Here is a 15,251-nt window from a genome sequence, read left to right on the forward strand (position 1 = left end):
ACGCTATCGCCACGCCCGTCCCTTCGTGGGCGGGATGGTCGATGTGGTGTGCGCTCTCGCACCGGTCAGGGTGTGTCGCCGGAGTAGTAGAACCGGCAGACTATCCCGGGACCCGGCGTACGGGGTCCGCCGGGCCGCGGATCGTGCAGCGCCCGCCCACCGGGCCACCGTCCCAGCTCGGTGGCCAGAGACGCCCCGTCGTCTATCTCCCCCGGCCGCCAGCCGGTGATGTCGAGCAGCAGACCGTCCAGCGGGCCGCCGACCAGGACGGCGTAGATCCGGTGCGGCAGCGGACCGGGGTAGGGATGGTCATGCTCCGCGCCGTAGACCCGGCCGTTCAGCAGCTCCTCGTCACCGTTCATACCGCTCAGGGTCCCTGCCGGCACTGACAACGGTCCCTCCTCCGGGAGGTAGGCAGGCCCCCCGGAGGCTTGCCCACTTCTACCGGCGGCGGAACCGGCGACGGTTCTTCCTCACCTCCGCCTCGGCCGCCTCCCGCGCCGCGGCTTCCTCCGCCTCGCGCCGCGCGACGCGTTCGGCCTCGATCCTGGCGAAGTACTCGGTCTGGCAAGGCCCGCACAGCCCGTCCGTCTCGCTCCGCGAGGAGTACTGCCGGACCGACTGCCAGCGGTCGTCGGTGAACTTCGCTCCGCAGGTGGTGCACACGGGCCGCCGCGTCTCCCGCTCCGCGGCCTCGCGCTCCGCCCGGCGCCGCCGGGCCCGCTCCCGCTCGACCCCGTACAGCCGCTCGCCGTCCAAGTTGTCCAGCGCCTCGGACAGCGTCTGCCACCCCTCGCGGCCGAGCCTGCGCCACACCTTCCCGGCGGCCCCGGCCGGGTCGGCGGTGATCCGCTCCAGCTCGGTGACCACCACGGGCACCGCCTGGTGGTAGTCGACCGCCGTGATCCCCTCGCCGCTGCCCGGGTACGGCGTACCGGCGAAGTAGCGGCGCGCGGCCTGCTCCAGGCGCCGCATCCGGCTCTCACGCTGCGCGGCGGTCTTCCCCGTGAACACGAACGCGACCGGGACGTAGCCCTCGTGGCCGGTCGCCGGGTAGATCCGGGGCCACAGCCGGAAGTCGTGCACCCTTATTCCCCCGAAAGCGCGTGCCGCCCGCTCGTTGTCCGGGTCGGCCTTCGGCGCCAGGAGCCCGAACCAGTCGCTGTAGCGGCGCACCTTGTCGACAAGTTCGTCGACGGGCTCGTTGACGCGGTCGACCTCCAGGAGCATCGCGGGCACCCCGGCGTCCGGGGCCCGCATCGTCAGGTCGGCGTACTGGGTGTACCCGTACGGAAGACGGTGGGCGATCTCGGTCTGCCAGGACAGCGGCGTGCCGAACCCGGCCCCGGTGAGCACAGCTGCGGTCGAGGTGACGGCGGCGGCGTGCTCGTCGTAGCCGTCGTCCTTCACCGGCTTGCCCTTGGCGTCGAGGCGGAGCTTGCGCAGCGCGGAGATCCTCACCGACTTCGGCAGCAGCGTCTTGGCTTCCTTGTGGCCCTTCTCGGTCAGCACCCACAGCTTGTGTCCCGACTCCAGCCGCGTCTCCTCCCGCACCAGGCCCGTCTTCTCCAACACCTTCAGGGTGTCCCTGGTGCACCGGTCGTGCCGGTCACCGGGCCGCAGCATCCGCCAGAGCTGATCGGCGGTAGCCCGCTGGAAGATGCCCAGAGCCCTCAGCACTTCCTTGCGTCGTGCTCCGGTCGGCTTCCAGACCTGTGTCGGCCTAGGAGGGTTGTCGAACGCGTCGGCAGGCCCTGACTTCCTGGGCTGACCTGCGCGGATGCGGCCGTCGTCCGAATTGGCCGTGGAGGGGGCGGTGGAGGGGGCCGGCGGGGCCTGATCGACGCCGTCAGCGGGGCTACGGTCGGCCGGCTCGTGCGGCTCGAAGGCGAGGTCGGGGGTGAGGTCGGCGGGCACGGGGTCCTCGGATTCTCCGGCCTGCGGGCCGGGTCGGCAGTCGTCCGGCCCGTACGCGGGTGTGTGTACGGGCCGGGGCCACCGTCGGAAGCACCCCCTTGTCCGCGGTCTAGCCGTCCCCGTATCCGCTGTCCGATTCCTCCTTGACCACCCCTATTTCGTGCAGGTTTGTCCGTGGCCGACGCCACATCTCCCGGCTGGAGTTCAGCGGGCGGGCCGGGTGCTGGACGGCGAGGCTCCGAACCGCCAGTCCAAAGGCTTCTGCGCGCGGTACGTATCGCCGCTCTCGATCCGGGCCTTGTTCCGGGCGAACTCCACTCCGCCGCCGACAGCTTCCGAGGGGCGCAGCCAGGGCGCCCCCCAGCCGTCGGCGACCTTCGTGATGACCTCGCCCTTGCCGTAGTCGTTGAAGCAGGCCGGGCAGGTGCCGCCGTACGGGGCCCGCAGCGCCCCGCGCGGCAGCGGCACCGCCTTCTTGGCCGCTGTCTTCTTCGCGTCCGGCTCCCCGCCGCCCGCCGTCTTCTTCGCCACCTGCGCCCGTTTGATCGCTTCGCGCTGCGCCTTGCCGGGCCGCTTCTTCGACTGCTTGGCCCGGGCCGCCTTCGCGGCCTTCTGTGCCGGGGTCTGTCCCACGCCCGGGATCGTAGAAGCCGACGTCGGCAGCCGACCCGCGCCACACGCACCGGCCGTCCCGGGGGCGGTGGCGCGCGGGCGCGGACCGGGGCGCGCACGGTGCGTTGAGGTGCGGACGATGGAACGCACTCCCCCACCCGTGGAACGCACCGAGTGGACTCCACCCGGACCTGGTGCGCTTCGCGGTGGCCTCCACTCTCCACTCGATGCCGACGATGCCCGAACACTCCCACCCGGTGGAACGCACCGCGATACGGCAACGCACAGCATCCTCCGCACCGCGCGCCGCCCTTACGGACCGTGATGGTGCGCGGTGCGCAGGGAGGGAGAGATCTCCCCTCCCGCGCACCGGGCATCAAGGGCACCGTGCTGGGCGTCTCCGTGGTGGTAGCGGAGTGTGTCAAGGGGAAACGTCGAAGATCACGCCGAAACTCGTGGGTGGACAAGGGTTGCTTTCCATCCGATGGGCTGGACGGAATCCAGCGGCAGACCCGGTCAAGGGGGGTGTATCGGGTACACCGCATTCGATGCACCGTCACCCTCTGTACACACATCGGGTGGAGCGGGCGGGAGTGGTGGCCACTCCGGCGCGCGGCCGTGGAACGTGCGGTGCGGCGTACCGATGCGGTGGTGCGGTGGGTGGGAGTGCACGGCATCGTCGGCGGACGCACCGGTGCACCCGATGCACCACACCACCGCACCGGATGCCGGGATGTTCCGCACTCCCCCACCGGGTGGAGCGCACCGAGTGGACCGGCCGGTCCGCACCACCGTGGACTCCACTTCCCTCCGTGCACGGCGCGCGGTGGAGTCCATCGTGTCCACTCACCCCCGGCGGCGGTCCCGCCCTGCACGCCACGGGTTCGGCCGGCCGCCGGGGTACTGTCGGGAGAACCGGCGCCGGACCGGCGGCGGGGGTCCGGCGCCGGGTACAGCGCGGCACGGAGCCGGGACGCGTCGGCGAGCTGCTTCAGGCGCTCGATACGACGGTCCAGCTGCTCGGCGAGTAGTTGCGGGTACTCCGGCGTGATGCGGGGCGGGGTCGGGTCGGCCATGCGGGGCTCCGGTACTCAAGGGTGTTCGGTTCCCGTACCCTCGCCGCTCCTGGATAGCCGCGCGGGCGGCCGGTCGCGTTTCGGCGCCCGGCACCGTGACTTCACCGCCCGTCCCGCCGTACGGGGCCGCACGGCGCTTCACGGCCGAAGGCCCTGGCCTTGACCGGACTCAGGGTTGGGCTGCTGGCGCTGCTGCTCGTACTCCTGGCGGTGCCGGTCGACCGGGCCGGCCGTAGCATCGGGCGGGGGTTCGTTGTCCTCGTAGGCGCGGCGGCGGGCGTCGGCGGCTCGGGTGAGGGCGGCGAGCCGGTCCAGGTTCTCCGGTGTGCGCAGCCACGTCGCCGGGTCGGTCGTACGGCCCTGGAGGTACTCCTCGGGCATCGCGGCCCGCTGGTGGGCCTGTACGGCGGCGGCCCGCTGCGCCGGGGTCAGGGCAGTGCCCCGGCGGGGGGGGTCGACGGCGTGCGGCGGGACCTGGTCGTGCTCGCCCTCGTCGAGGTCGCGGGAGTCGGCGGATGTCGAGGAGGCCGAGGTCGTGGTCGTCGCCCCGGTGGCGGTGCCGGCCCGGATACGGGCGTCGCGGATCGCGCCCTGTACGGCAAGGCTGGCGAGGCGGGCGCGTTCGTAGCGGGAGGGCTCCCTCGGCGGTGCGCCGTCGGCGTCGGCGATCCACCACCGGTCGGGCACCGGGAAGTCGGCGGTGTACCTGACCCGGTCCGGCGCCGGGGCTTCGCGGCCGGGCTGCGGCACGGTGATCTGACGGGAGTGCCGGGAGAGCGCCGCGTCGGCGATGTAGTCGTCCAGGCCGGGCGGGGCCGCGCGGCCGCGCAGGGTTTCCATGAGGTGCCGACGCGCTTCGGCCAGGACGTGGCGCCGGGCGAACTTCTCCCTCACGGTGAAAACGACCGCGGCGACATCCACGGCTGCGAGCGCGGTGTCCACGACCGGGCGCACCCTCGCCCGGATCACCGCCGCGGCCGCGCGGCAGCGTTCCAGTAGTCCCTCGACCATGGCTTTGCCGAAGTTCAGGATCGTGGACGCGCGCCACCACGCGAGCAGCTGTTCCAGCGGGCGGGGGGTCTTCTTGTCCGGGCGGGTGTCCTGCGCCGCCCACCACCCCAGCCCGTGCCGGGCCCGCTCGTCCGGCAGCCGCCCGTGCTCCTTGACGTACTGGTCGGTGATCGTTTCCAGGGCGTCCTCGATCCGCTGACGGCGGGTCGACTTCCACTCGATCAGCCCGGCGTCCACACCGGCTATCTCCATCACCGGCCGCAAACCTGGCGTCACCTCACGAGGAACCGTCGCCAGACCCAGCGCCTCGCACACCTCCGTGGTCATGGTCAGGGTGTAAAGCGTCCCTGCGGCCACCGTGTGCTGGTAGAGGCGGTAGGTATCCAGCGCGTACCAGGCACCGTCCGGACGCTGTGCCCGGTTCAGGACCAGAAGGTGGTGGTGGAGCAAGGGAAATCCGTCCCGGTTGTCGTAGTGCCGGAATGCCGCGACCACGAGGGCCGGTGTCTTCGCGCGGCCGCGGCCCGACGCCCACCGGGTCTCGGCGACTTCGTCCTCGAGCCAGCGCAGCGCTGCGGCGACGGCCCGTTCGTGGGCCCGCTCGATGACCCGGCGCGTATGGGCGTCGCCCAGCGCCCACAGCACGATCAGCGACGCCTGCGGCCGGAAGGTGAAGTCCAGAGCGAGCAACGGGGTCTGCTCCAGATGCCGCTCGGACACCTCCGCACCCTCGCTCAGCCCGAGCGCGGCCAGACCGCGCCCCCACCACCGTCCCGGCGGGAGCCCGGCCATCTCCTGGGCGTCCTTCAACGACTGGCCGACCGGACGGCGGCCGTCCCCGAACGCCACTCCGCGTATGTAGTAACGCCAGGCGGTACGCCTCTGAACCTTCGCGACACTCAGCATCCCCCCAGCACACACCGGCTCTGACCTGCGAAAAAGCCCGATCCCGCAGGGCGGGAGGGTTCACCGGAACTTCACCGCCTATCCCGCAGGGCGGGAGCCGACGACTCCCCCGCACCTGCCGGCCGGGCCATGCAAATGCTGCGCAGCCACCCGGGGACACACCCCACCGCCTCACGCGTCACGAAACCGGACCGCTGACGGCTTCACCGGTCACCGAGCGCACATCAAGGAACCACTCCCCCACCGACGGCCAAAGACGCCGCCCCTCTGAACCACGTCACCGAACCCTCAGCCCCCCGGCAACCGCCGGGGGGCTTCGTCGTGCTGCCCGCCCGAAGGAGACCCCGGTGCCCACATACGAGACACTCCCCCGCTTCACCACCGACCTCCACCGCCTCACTCCCGAACAACGCAGCCGCTTCCGCCGCGTGGTGCTGGACGCGTTCGTCCCCGACCTGTGTACCGGCCGGGCCTTCCGATCCGGCTTACGGATCAAGAACGTCAGCGGATTCCGCGGCATCTACGAACTCACCTGGTCCATGGGCGCCGGTCCCGCAGGACGCGCGACCTGGACTTACGGACCCGAACGCCGCCCTCGCACTCCGCACGTCATCTGGCGCCGGATCGGGACACACGACATCCTCACCAGGCCCTGACGAGGCCCCGGCACAAGCGATAGGGGCCAGCCCTTCCCGTGTACTGAAAGAACCGGGCCCTATCGCTTCAGTGCGGCTCTACCCGGGAGCTCACCCCGTGCGCAGGTCCTGCCATCCCGTGGGCAGCATGATCCATCCGGATCGGCCCGGGCTGCCGGGCAGCCCGGGGCGTTCCGGCCACCCGATCCTGCCGTACCGCGGAGGCTGGCGTGCGGGTATGGTCCACGTCAGGCGGAGCCGGGGGCGCCGATGCTGGCCCAGTGGGTGCCTTTTCCGATCCAGCGGAAGACTGCGGAGCCGTCGGGGCTCAGGCCGTACAGGTGTTTGCCGTCGGCGGTGAAGGTCTTGCCGGGACCGCCGATCAGGTGCCAGGTGCGGCGCGCGGGATCGTAGCGGTAGAGCTCGCCGGTGCGCGGATTCGTCGCAAACAGGCCCGCCGCTCCGCCGTACAGGGTTCCGGCCGGGCCGCCAGCCTTGGTCCAGGCAACGGCCCGGCCGGTCCACTGGTAGACGCCGGAGCCGTCGGGGCTCAGGCCATAGAAGTGCTTCCCGTCGGTGGTGAAGGTCTTGCCGGGACCTCCGGTCAGGGCCCAACTGCTGGAGCCGGGCAGGTAGCGGTAGACGTTCTTCGTCCTGGGGTGGACGGCCAACAGACCTGCCGGGCCGCCGTGGATGGTCAGGGCGTCGTCCCAGATGCGTGTCCACTGGCGGGGGCGGCCGGTCCACTGGTAAACGCCGGAGCCGTCGGGGCTCAAACCGTACAGCCGCTGTCCGTCCATGACGAAGGTCTTGCCGGGGCCGCCGATCATGGTCCAGACACGCGTCTTGGGGTCGTATCTGTAGATGTCGCCCAATTTCGAATCCGTGACGAACAGGCCCGCGCTGCCGCCGTATAAATGCTTGGCGGGGCCGCCGACCTTGGTCCACTTCGTGCCTCGGCCGGACCATTGGTAGATGCCGCGGCCATCGGCTGAGCGGGCGTACAAGCGCTCGTCGACGGTGACGATCGTCGACAGGCGCAGCGGCTTGGGCTGCGTGGGGGGTGTCGGGGCGGTCGGCTTGGGCTTGGGTGCCGCAGTGACCGTGGGGGGCTGGGGGGCGTGCTTCGGACTGGCTGCGGCAGGGGCCGGATCATCGACGACGTTCCTGTAGCGCAGGGCCGTGTAGCTGGAGGTGGGGTGCCCGGCCAGGCGGGCGTCGTAGATACTGCCGGTGGCCTGGTGGGCGGGGCGGCCCGGGCGGCTTTCCTGGTAGTACGTGAACGTGCCCTTGGCGTGGTCGGCCCAGGCCCCGAACAGCAGCGCGTGCTGTGCCGAGTTGAGCAGGTCACCGGGCTTGAGGTCCGTCTTGTCGATACGGCGCGCCCGGCCGGGAAGGGTGTAGGTGGTCTCGCTGACGGGCAGCTGCCAGGCCATAGAGACGAAGCCGGAGCAGTCTTGCCGGTAGGGGCCGCCAGTCGTGGGGTGGGTCCGCCACTTGCTCTGGCTGTACATCACCTTCTGGTTCACCCATGCCTGGGCGCGCTTGATGATCTGCTCCCGGGTGAGGGGCCCGCCGGGGCGGGCGTTCCTGCCGAGGGTGCCGGTCTCCGTGGCCAGCGAGGCTGCCAGAGCTGCGGTGTCGGGACTGCCCGTGGAGGGAAGGCGGGAACTGGGGGTGGCAGTGAGGCCGACGGTGGCCACGCCGCCCAGGGTGAGCGTCACCCCCAGGGCTGCGAGCGTACGTACATGGAACAAGGGAACCTCCGGCTGTGGACTCGGGCGATCGGTAACGTGTGCCGTACGAGTCGGCGTTGGCGCTTCGGAGCGCCGCGCTCGGGGCATCGTTCGATCACATTGGCCCGGGGGCGAGTTGGTCGAGTGCGGTGGACAGCGAAAGCACAGGTGAGACAAGTGCCATTCGGTGGACAACGCGGGTTGTCCGGGGACAACTCGAAGGGGGCGGAACGTGGCTGCTGGGGGACGTCCGCAAGGAGCGCCTAAGGGGGCGACCGAGGAGGCGAACGCGGTCGTGCAGTTGTTGCGGGAGCTGACTGCGGGCATGGGTGTCCGGGAGCTGGCCGAGCGGTACGGGGGCAGCAAGACTCTGTGGGGCGAGTACCGCTCCGGGGTCCGGCTCATTCCCATGACCAAGCTGTACGGCGTGGTCAAGGACCGGGTCCGTGATCAACGTGGCCGGGAGGCGATGCTCGCCAAGGCGCGCCGCCTGCATGAAGCCGCCGCGACGGCCGAGGCCGCAGGGCAGCCCGCGCCGGGCGTCGAGGGGGCGCTGCGCCAGGCTGAGCTGGACATCGACCAGATGAACCGGGTGATCAGTCAGCTGCTGTCCAAGATCGACGCGCTGGAGCAGGCCGCCGCCTCTGCCGCGCCGGGAGCCGCTGCCTCCGACGAGGCGGCCATATCCGTTGGCCTGCAGCTTGAGGAATTACGCAGCCGTGTTTCCGCGGCCCGCGAGATCCAGCTCGCCACCCGGCAGGCATATGCCGAAGCCCAGCAAGGGAACTGGTCCGCGCCCGACCCGGTTGGCGAAGGCGAGGAGAAGGGCAGCGGCGAGGCAGGTACAGGCCCAAGGAGTGAGGACCTGGTCGAGGACCTCACGCGACTGCACGACCAGGTGGCCCTCCACCAGGATGCTCTGAGTGTCAACGAGAACGCCGCCGGAGCGGTCCAAGAGCCGGACGCATTGACCTCACCCCCAGCGGTCGCGCTCCCGCCCGCCAGCGAGGACGGTGACAAGGAGCGCGAAGGCGGGCACGGGCACGAGGGCGCCGGTACGCAGATCGAGCAGCGCTCGCTGCGCGTACGGCTGGCCGCTCCCGGCGTCCTGCTCGGGGCCGCCGCCTGCCTGATCGGCGGCATCGTGATCGGGCTCAACCACGTTTCCGGGGACCGGGAGTCCGACAGGTCTCTCCGGATGCCGCCGACCGCACCCTCTGCCTTGCCTTCGAGCGCATCCCCGCCCGGTCCGCCTGGCCTCGCCAGCCACCGCCCCACGCCCGGCACCACGCCGGTCCCGGGAAAGCCGACGAAGGTCGCCTCGCCCCCGGCGCGCGCCGACGCCCCCGTGGGCAAGCAGCCACCGGGCACCCTCTACACCGTCTCCTCCGATCGCAAACAGGTCCTGCAATGGACGGCGAACCGGGGGTGGACGACCGTCGGAGGCATCGCCAGACAGGTCTTCGGCGGGCCGGCGGGCATCTTCGCCACCAACCCCGACACCGGGAACATCTACGCGCGCGAGCCCTCAGGGGACTGGAGGCAGATCGGAAATCCCGGTGCGCAGTTCCTGGTCAACGGAGCCTCGCTGTACGCGCTGACACCACCCAAGGACGCGGTAGTCCGCTTCAACGGCGTCACGTGGGACAACATCGGCGACGGAGCCAACGGACTCTTCGCGGGCGGCGCCGGACTGTACGCCACCTTCCCCGGCAAGAACAACGACCTGTACCGCTACAGCGGCTCCGGGCGGGAGTGGACCCTCGCCGGCGGCCCCGGATCGGAATTCGCCATCGGGCCGAACTTCATAGCCGGGCTGGCACCCAACTACAGTCAAGTCTGGTTGGCCGACGCCATGGGAACAGGCTGGCACCAGATCAGCGGCCCGACCACACACATCTATGCCGGGGGCGCGGGCCTGTTCGCCACCTCGCCCACTAACAACTTCCTGTGGAAGTACACCGGCACCCCGCACAAGTGGGTCGCGATCGGTGAGGCGGGCAGCACGCACGTAGTCGACGACCGCTCCGTGTACCGCATCGCCAAGAAGGGCGGCACGGTCGAACGCTGGACCGGTGGCACCACCTGGACCCCGCTCGGCAAGACCGCCAGCGCTCTCGACGCCCACTGAAAAGGGCGAGCACTAGAACTTTGGCCGGTCCGCACACGGCCCGCCGTCCGCGGACAACCCCCCTTGTCCACCCCGCCACCTGCACCTTCGCACCGGTGGACAGCGGACATCCACCGCTGCCGACCAGCGTGGGCCCCGTACCCGACAGCGAAGAGGGGAACCACGATGAAAGCGATGCATCACCATTCACGGCGGGGACGCGCAGAAGCCGCGGGCGGTGCCCGGGCCGAGAAGGGCAGGGTCACCACCCGGCGCGGCAGGAAGGCCGCGGCCTTGGCCGTGGTGAGTGCCGTGTGCGTGGGCGGCCTGGCCTGGGCGGGTGCTTCCGGCGGCACCGGGCAGCCCTCCGCCGGTGCCGGACAGCGTCCCGACACCGTGGCCCCGGCAAACGCTACGGGCGCGACCGACAGGGTGGGGACTCTGGTCGCCGCCGGCCCTGCGGTGTACGCGCTCGCCGAAGACGGGTCCGGGATCTACCAGGCGGCCGAGCGCGACGTGTGGAAGAAGGTGGGCGACGGAGCCCGAGCCCTGTACGGCGGTGGGGCGGGAGTGTTCAGGACTACGGCGGGGGACGGCAGCATCGAGCGCTACCTGCCCGGCGCCGACGGTGCCCCGGGCACATGGGCGCACGTCGGCGGGCCCGGCCTCGGATTCGCCGTCGGCCAGGACCGGCTGTACGGGGTCGGCCTCGACGCCTCGGTGAACGAGTGGAGCGCCGAGAGCGGCTGGCAGAGGATCGGCGAGGGCGCCAAGGAGATCCACGCGGGTGGGGCCGGAGTATTCAAGACCTCCCCCGACGGAAAGATCCATCACTACGACCAGGGCACATGGCGCGAGATCGGCACGTCCGGCGCCGAAGTCGTGGTCACCAACTACCGTCTCTACCGCCTGGCTGCCGATCGCTCGGAACTCCACGAGTGGGCTCCCGGAGGTGAATGGCAGCGCATCGGCGGGCCCTTCGAGCACATCTACGGCGGCGGAGGCCGTCTGCTGGCCGTCGAGAAGGGCAGCGGGGATGTGCTGCGCTACAGCCACAGGGTCAGCGTGACCGGAGACGCGTTCTTCTGGCGGAAGATCGGCGGGCCGGGCGCCACCTTCGTCAGCACCTCCGCCGGCAGCTACGGCGTCTCGCCCGATCGCTCCGCGGTCTTCAAGTACGTCGCGCCCCTTCAGTGGAAGAAGACTGCGGGGACCGCGACGTCCGCTGCCGTTACCAAGGAACAGAAGCTCGCCAAGCTGCGCGGCTTGGTCCAGTTGGGCGATCAGTCGTTCCACGACTGGGCCAGGGCCAACGGCGCCCAGATCGACGGCGTACCTGACGACTACGCCTTCAACTGGACCAACGACGGCTGTTCCAGGTCCTTGGACGCACCGGCCGGGTTCGACTTCAAGGCCGCCTGCATCCGGCACGACTTCGCCTACCGCAACTACCGGGAGGTCCTGGGTGAGGAAGGCTTCCGCAAGGGGGTCATCGGTGTGACCGGTGTCGGCACCGACGGCCCCAAGGCCCAGGCCGACCAGGTGTTTCTCCAGGACATGAAGAAGGAGTGCAACCGCCCGTTCGGCTCCGGCGTGCACGTGCGGGCCCGGCCCGCCTTGATGGTCACGATGTGCGAGAAGGCCGCCTGGAAGTACTTCGGCGCCGTCGCGTCTATGGGATAACCATCCGCATCGACCACAACAGGGCTCAGTCCCTCATCGGCGATGTTCCGCACCCGATACCGAGGGGCAATGCGGGGTGGATGCGCGGCATCGCCGGTGACGATGTCGCGCACTCCCGCACAAGAGGGGGCAGGCCCGGCAGTGACGGCCAGCCTCATCAGGTGGGGGCTCCACTCCCCCGCATTCCGATGTACGTCACTCGCCAAGGCGTGCCCAGTGCCCCGCCCCGGGCCATGGTGAGGGCCTGGTCCTGGCTGCTGCAGACGGTGCATCTACTGCTCGGTCCACGCACACCGGCCGCCCGGGTTCAGTTCGACGGCACCTTGACTGGGTTCCGGCCGGTACGCGGGGCCGGGAGTACGTCGGCGAGGTCGGAGTGGTAGTCACCGAGCCGGACTGGGGCCGACGTCCCGGCAGAATAGTTACCGCCCGTCCCCCGCCCGGCACAGCGGGGTCGAGGTCGTTGGCCGGGCGGACGCGCGACATGGTCCTACGGCCGGACGGTGGTCGCTGGGCAGCCCCACATCATCTGGCGCCGGATCGGGACACACGCCATCTTCACCGGCTCCTGACCACCACCAATGGCGGCCCGCAGGATGGCAGGGATCCTCTTGGAGATATCGACCCTCCGGTAGATAATGTCAATAGGGGGACATATGACACGTCGGCTTCGGCACGTCGGGTTAGTGCCGGTGATGCTGGGTGTCTTGTGGAGGCGTCATGGCCAAAACAAAGATCAACAGCCCCTTCCCCAAGAAGTTCACCGACCGGCAGTGGGCTCGGTTCGTTAAACAAGGTAGAGACTTGGTCGACGAGGAAACCCGGATCCAATTTTCCTTGGGCGACTTGACCCTGAAGATGGTTCCCGTTCGGGCGCCGGGAGGCAATCAGGGGGTCTTCATGGTTCTGGACCGCTTCGCCGATCAGATCGGCAGCAACGTGCACACGTTGATGGATTACCGCCACGTAGCGCATGTGTGGCCCCCTGACCAGCGAGTACGAGGTGTCGCTTGGTCCGTGCACCGCGCCTTCGATGCGCTGGAGGATAGGTTCGACCTCATCCACAACCCTCCGAACGGCGCGGACCGGTGGACCGAGGACGCAGCGCTCAGCCGTGCCGGACGTCTTCCTCAAAGACCGTTGACGAAGGCGGAGAAGCTGGACCGGGTCCGGACCTTGATGCGCGAGAACGAGAACGCGAGCGAAGCGGTGGGAGAGCTGATCCGTCGCCCTGACGTTGCGCACAAGGTCATGGCTGACCCGTCCAACCAGCGCATCCTCTACAGGGCCCATCACGAGCAGCGCCAGGAGGCGGCCGCCGCACGCTTCGCCGCCTCCCACGAGTGGGACAGAGGCGGTGCGGTCGAGAACGAGGAGGAGGAAGCCACAGAAGTTCGGCAGGTAAGCCGCCGGGAGTCCGCCGTCGACTACCAGCGGGCCTCCAGCGAAGTGCTGGAGCTAATCGGCAGTGGAACAACGTTCCTGGTCGATCTTCAGCGGATGATCCCCGGACTGCACGTTGCCGAATTCACCGAACGGGAAGTGCGGGCCATCCTGGACAACCACCGGCGGATCCGGGCCGCGCTCGACTGGTGCGACTCCGCGCTGTCGACCGGCGACAAGACCATGGACGACGAACTGGCCCGCATCCTGAGCGAAGGAGATGACCAGCCATGACCAGGCAGGCCCGCGCAGCGTCCCCGGGCGCCCGCACGCGGGCGGCCCCTGTGCCCACCCAACACCTCGCCGAACTCGCCTGGCACCTGTTCGACGAAGCTGGTGATGATGTCCTTCTCCCCCGAGAACACATCACCGATCGCATCCACGCGACCGACGGACAGTTCGAGCGTGCCAAGGGCTACATCCGCGACCACGTCACCATGGAGAAGGGGAAGGCGTTCCTCGCCTACCGCGGCGGCTACATGATCACAACCGATCCAGCAAAGATCGCTGAGAACGCGTCGCTGCGGATGCGCCGGATCAACACAGAACTACGCCGCCTCTTGTCCGGGGCGATCAACCCTCTCGGTGACCAGGTCGCCGACTACGAGGTTCTGGCCATGTTCCAGGACGAGATCGCCCACATGACCCGCACCTACGACCGAATGAGCAAGGCCACCCTGACCATGCCGAAACCGGTGAAGATCACCAAGGCCAAGCGGCGCAGCCGCGCCACCGCCCGAACCTGACGCCCAAAAGCTGAGATAAGCGCGATGGCGCGTCCGTCGAGATGCCGCCCGTCCAGCGCTGCTGCCCTCTACCGCGCGCTGGACGAACTCGGAGCTGCCCCCACACCAGACCCGGAACTCCGGCCAACCGGCCCGAAACGCACCGACACGGCCCTACTACTCGGTGTCCTCCTCGCCAAAACGGAACTCGACGCCGCCATACGCGCCGACCCCGCCCAGGAACCCCCGCGCGGCCTGACCCAGCTCCTGACCGGATACCGCTCCGTGGTGTCCTCGCCCAACGACGAAACCCGCTTGCGGCTCCTCAGCATTCGCCTTATGCGCACCGCAGTCGAGGCCACCCTCGACGAGAACCCGAGCACTCTCGCTCATGCGGCCGACAACGCCGCGCTCGCTGCTGCCGCACTTATCGACGCCGACCGGCTCCAACGCACTGGCAACAACAGGACGGCCGTCCGCACAGCGGTCAAGGCCGCCACCCAGTCACTCCAAGCAGCCGTCAACACCCTCAGTAGCAAGTCCGGCAGAAGCTACGCACCCTAGCTCCCACTGCCCTTATCCGACGTCGGCCTGAACGGCACGGGGCTCGCCCGGCCTGTGGGACGGGGTCCTGGCGTCGGCGGGCGGTATCTATTCGTCGTGGAGTTCAGCGCGGACGCAGCGCGAGGGCTGGAAGGCGTACAGGTCGAGAAACGCCGGGAAGCTCGGCCAGGCCGGGGCCGCCCTCGCGGACCCGGACGGTGATGCGGCGGCGCCGGGCCGTTGACCTGACCGCGCCGGACCGGCCTGCCTCCCACCTTGCGTCCTTCGGCCAAGGGCCGGATGACGATGGCGTTGGCGCGCTCGCACGCGTCAAAGCAGCCGGTGCGCCGGCCCAAGCCAATACGGTCATCCGTTCCCCACCCCATCCGTCACGGTTTCTTCACCCCGCAGGGCCTCCCCCGCCCGCTCCCCCGCTGGTACGCCTGTCCCGTGAAGACCACCATGACGCGCGCCGCAATGGTCGCCGCCCTCACCCTCACCGCGCTCCTCTCCCCCGTCCACGCCGCCGGAGCCGTCCCGGCCACCGGCGCTCAGGCCGAGACAGCCCCTGCCGCCGCGCAGACGGTTCGGATCGGCGAAGCCGTCAACCGGCTGCCCGTACGGACCGAGGACCGTACGGGCTACGAGCGCAGCAAGTTCAAGCACTGGAACTCCGGTCTCAAGCCCGACGGCTGCAACACCCGGAACGAGGTCCTCGTCTCCGAGGCCGTCACCGCGCCCACCATCGGTGCCCGCTGCGCCCTGACCGGCGGCAGCTGGTACTCGTACTACGACGCGAAGACGGTCACCCCCGCCTCCGCCCTCGATATCGACCACATGGTGCCGCTGGCCGA

11 protein-coding genes and 1 pseudogene are annotated in these 15,251 nt (G+C 70.0%); 7 read left to right on the top strand and 5 right to left on the bottom strand.

What is annotated here, in order from left to right:
• Positions 1–65: 65 nt before the first annotated feature.
• From AB0G74_RS30135 to mobF, 4 genes are all read right to left on the bottom strand, one after another.
• Entirely contained in the window at positions 66–362 is a 297-nt protein-coding gene (locus AB0G74_RS30135) for a hypothetical protein (protein WP_361152607.1), read from the bottom strand.
• Between the two features lie 79 nt (positions 363–441).
• Entirely contained in the window at positions 442–1,680 is a 1,239-nt protein-coding gene (locus AB0G74_RS30140; protein ID WP_361152609.1) for a replication-relaxation family protein, read from the bottom strand.
• Positions 1,681–2,121: 441 nt separating this feature from the next.
• The gene (locus tag AB0G74_RS30145; RefSeq protein ID WP_361152611.1) at positions 2,122–2,550 is read right to left on the bottom strand and encodes a hypothetical protein; all 429 of its coding nucleotides are present in this window, start codon (positions 2,548–2,550) and stop codon (positions 2,122–2,124) included.
• Between the two features lie 1,193 nt (positions 2,551–3,743).
• Positions 3,744–5,522: a MobF family relaxase gene (gene mobF, locus AB0G74_RS30150; RefSeq protein ID WP_361152614.1), complete on the bottom strand. Its 1,779-nt coding sequence runs from the start codon at positions 5,520–5,522 to the stop codon at positions 3,744–3,746.
• 347 nt (positions 5,523–5,869) lie between these two features.
• Between mobF and AB0G74_RS30155 the strand changes: the two genes are divergently transcribed.
• Positions 5,870–6,178: a hypothetical protein gene (locus tag AB0G74_RS30155; RefSeq protein WP_361152616.1), complete on the top strand. Its 309-nt coding sequence runs from the start codon at positions 5,870–5,872 to the stop codon at positions 6,176–6,178.
• Between the two features lie 227 nt (positions 6,179–6,405).
• Here the strand turns inward: AB0G74_RS30155 and AB0G74_RS30160 are convergent, their stop codons facing one another.
• Positions 6,406–7,881 carry a hypothetical protein gene (locus tag AB0G74_RS30160; RefSeq protein ID WP_361152618.1) on the bottom strand — a complete coding sequence of 492 codons (1,476 nt, stop codon included), beginning with the start codon at positions 7,879–7,881 and terminating at the stop codon, positions 6,406–6,408.
• A 307-nt stretch (positions 7,882–8,188) separates the two neighbouring features.
• Here AB0G74_RS30160 and AB0G74_RS30165 point away from each other — a divergent pair, with 307 nt between their 5' ends.
• The 6 genes and pseudogenes from AB0G74_RS30165 to AB0G74_RS30190 all read left to right on the top strand — a co-directional run.
• Positions 8,189–10,024 carry a hypothetical protein gene (locus tag AB0G74_RS30165; protein ID WP_361152621.1) on the top strand — a complete coding sequence of 612 codons (1,836 nt, stop codon included), beginning with the start codon at positions 8,189–8,191 and terminating at the stop codon, positions 10,022–10,024.
• Between the two features lie 279 nt (positions 10,025–10,303).
• Entirely contained in the window at positions 10,304–11,686 is a 1,383-nt protein-coding gene (locus tag AB0G74_RS30170; protein WP_361152631.1) for a phospholipase A2, read from the top strand.
• Between the two features lie 720 nt (positions 11,687–12,406).
• Positions 12,407–13,363: a DUF6192 family protein gene (locus tag AB0G74_RS30175; protein WP_361152623.1), complete on the top strand. Its 957-nt coding sequence runs from the start codon at positions 12,407–12,409 to the stop codon at positions 13,361–13,363.
• Positions 13,360–13,875 carry a hypothetical protein gene (locus AB0G74_RS30180; protein ID WP_361152626.1) on the top strand — a complete coding sequence of 172 codons (516 nt, stop codon included), beginning with the start codon at positions 13,360–13,362 and terminating at the stop codon, positions 13,873–13,875. Before AB0G74_RS30175 ends, AB0G74_RS30180 begins: the two co-directional genes overlap by 4 nt.
• A 24-nt stretch (positions 13,876–13,899) precedes the next feature.
• Positions 13,900–14,418 carry a hypothetical protein gene (locus tag AB0G74_RS30185; protein ID WP_361152628.1) on the top strand — a complete coding sequence of 173 codons (519 nt, stop codon included), beginning with the start codon at positions 13,900–13,902 and terminating at the stop codon, positions 14,416–14,418.
• 441 nt (positions 14,419–14,859) lie between these two features.
• Positions 14,860–15,251, top strand: a pseudogene (locus AB0G74_RS30190) (HNH endonuclease); the annotation flags it as partial.

This window comes from Streptomyces sp. NPDC020875 (assembly GCF_040641415.1).
Lineage (GTDB): Bacteria > Actinomycetota > Actinomycetes > Streptomycetales > Streptomycetaceae > Streptomyces.

Excerpts from the sequence above, each read along its gene's own strand:
- AB0G74_RS30135 (WP_361152607.1), bottom strand. The coding sequence starts at position 362 with ATGAACGGTGACGAGGAGCTGCTGAACGGCCGGGTCTACGGCGCGGAG.
- mobF (WP_361152614.1), bottom strand. The coding sequence starts at position 5,522 with ATGCTGAGTGTCGCGAAGGTTCAGAGGCGTACCGCCTGGCGTTACTAC.
- AB0G74_RS30175 (WP_361152623.1), top strand. The coding sequence starts at position 12,407 with ATGGCCAAAACAAAGATCAACAGCCCCTTCCCCAAGAAGTTCACCGAC.
- AB0G74_RS30180 (WP_361152626.1), top strand. The coding sequence starts at position 13,360 with ATGACCAGGCAGGCCCGCGCAGCGTCCCCGGGCGCCCGCACGCGGGCG.
- AB0G74_RS30185 (WP_361152628.1), top strand. The coding sequence starts at position 13,900 with ATGGCGCGTCCGTCGAGATGCCGCCCGTCCAGCGCTGCTGCCCTCTAC.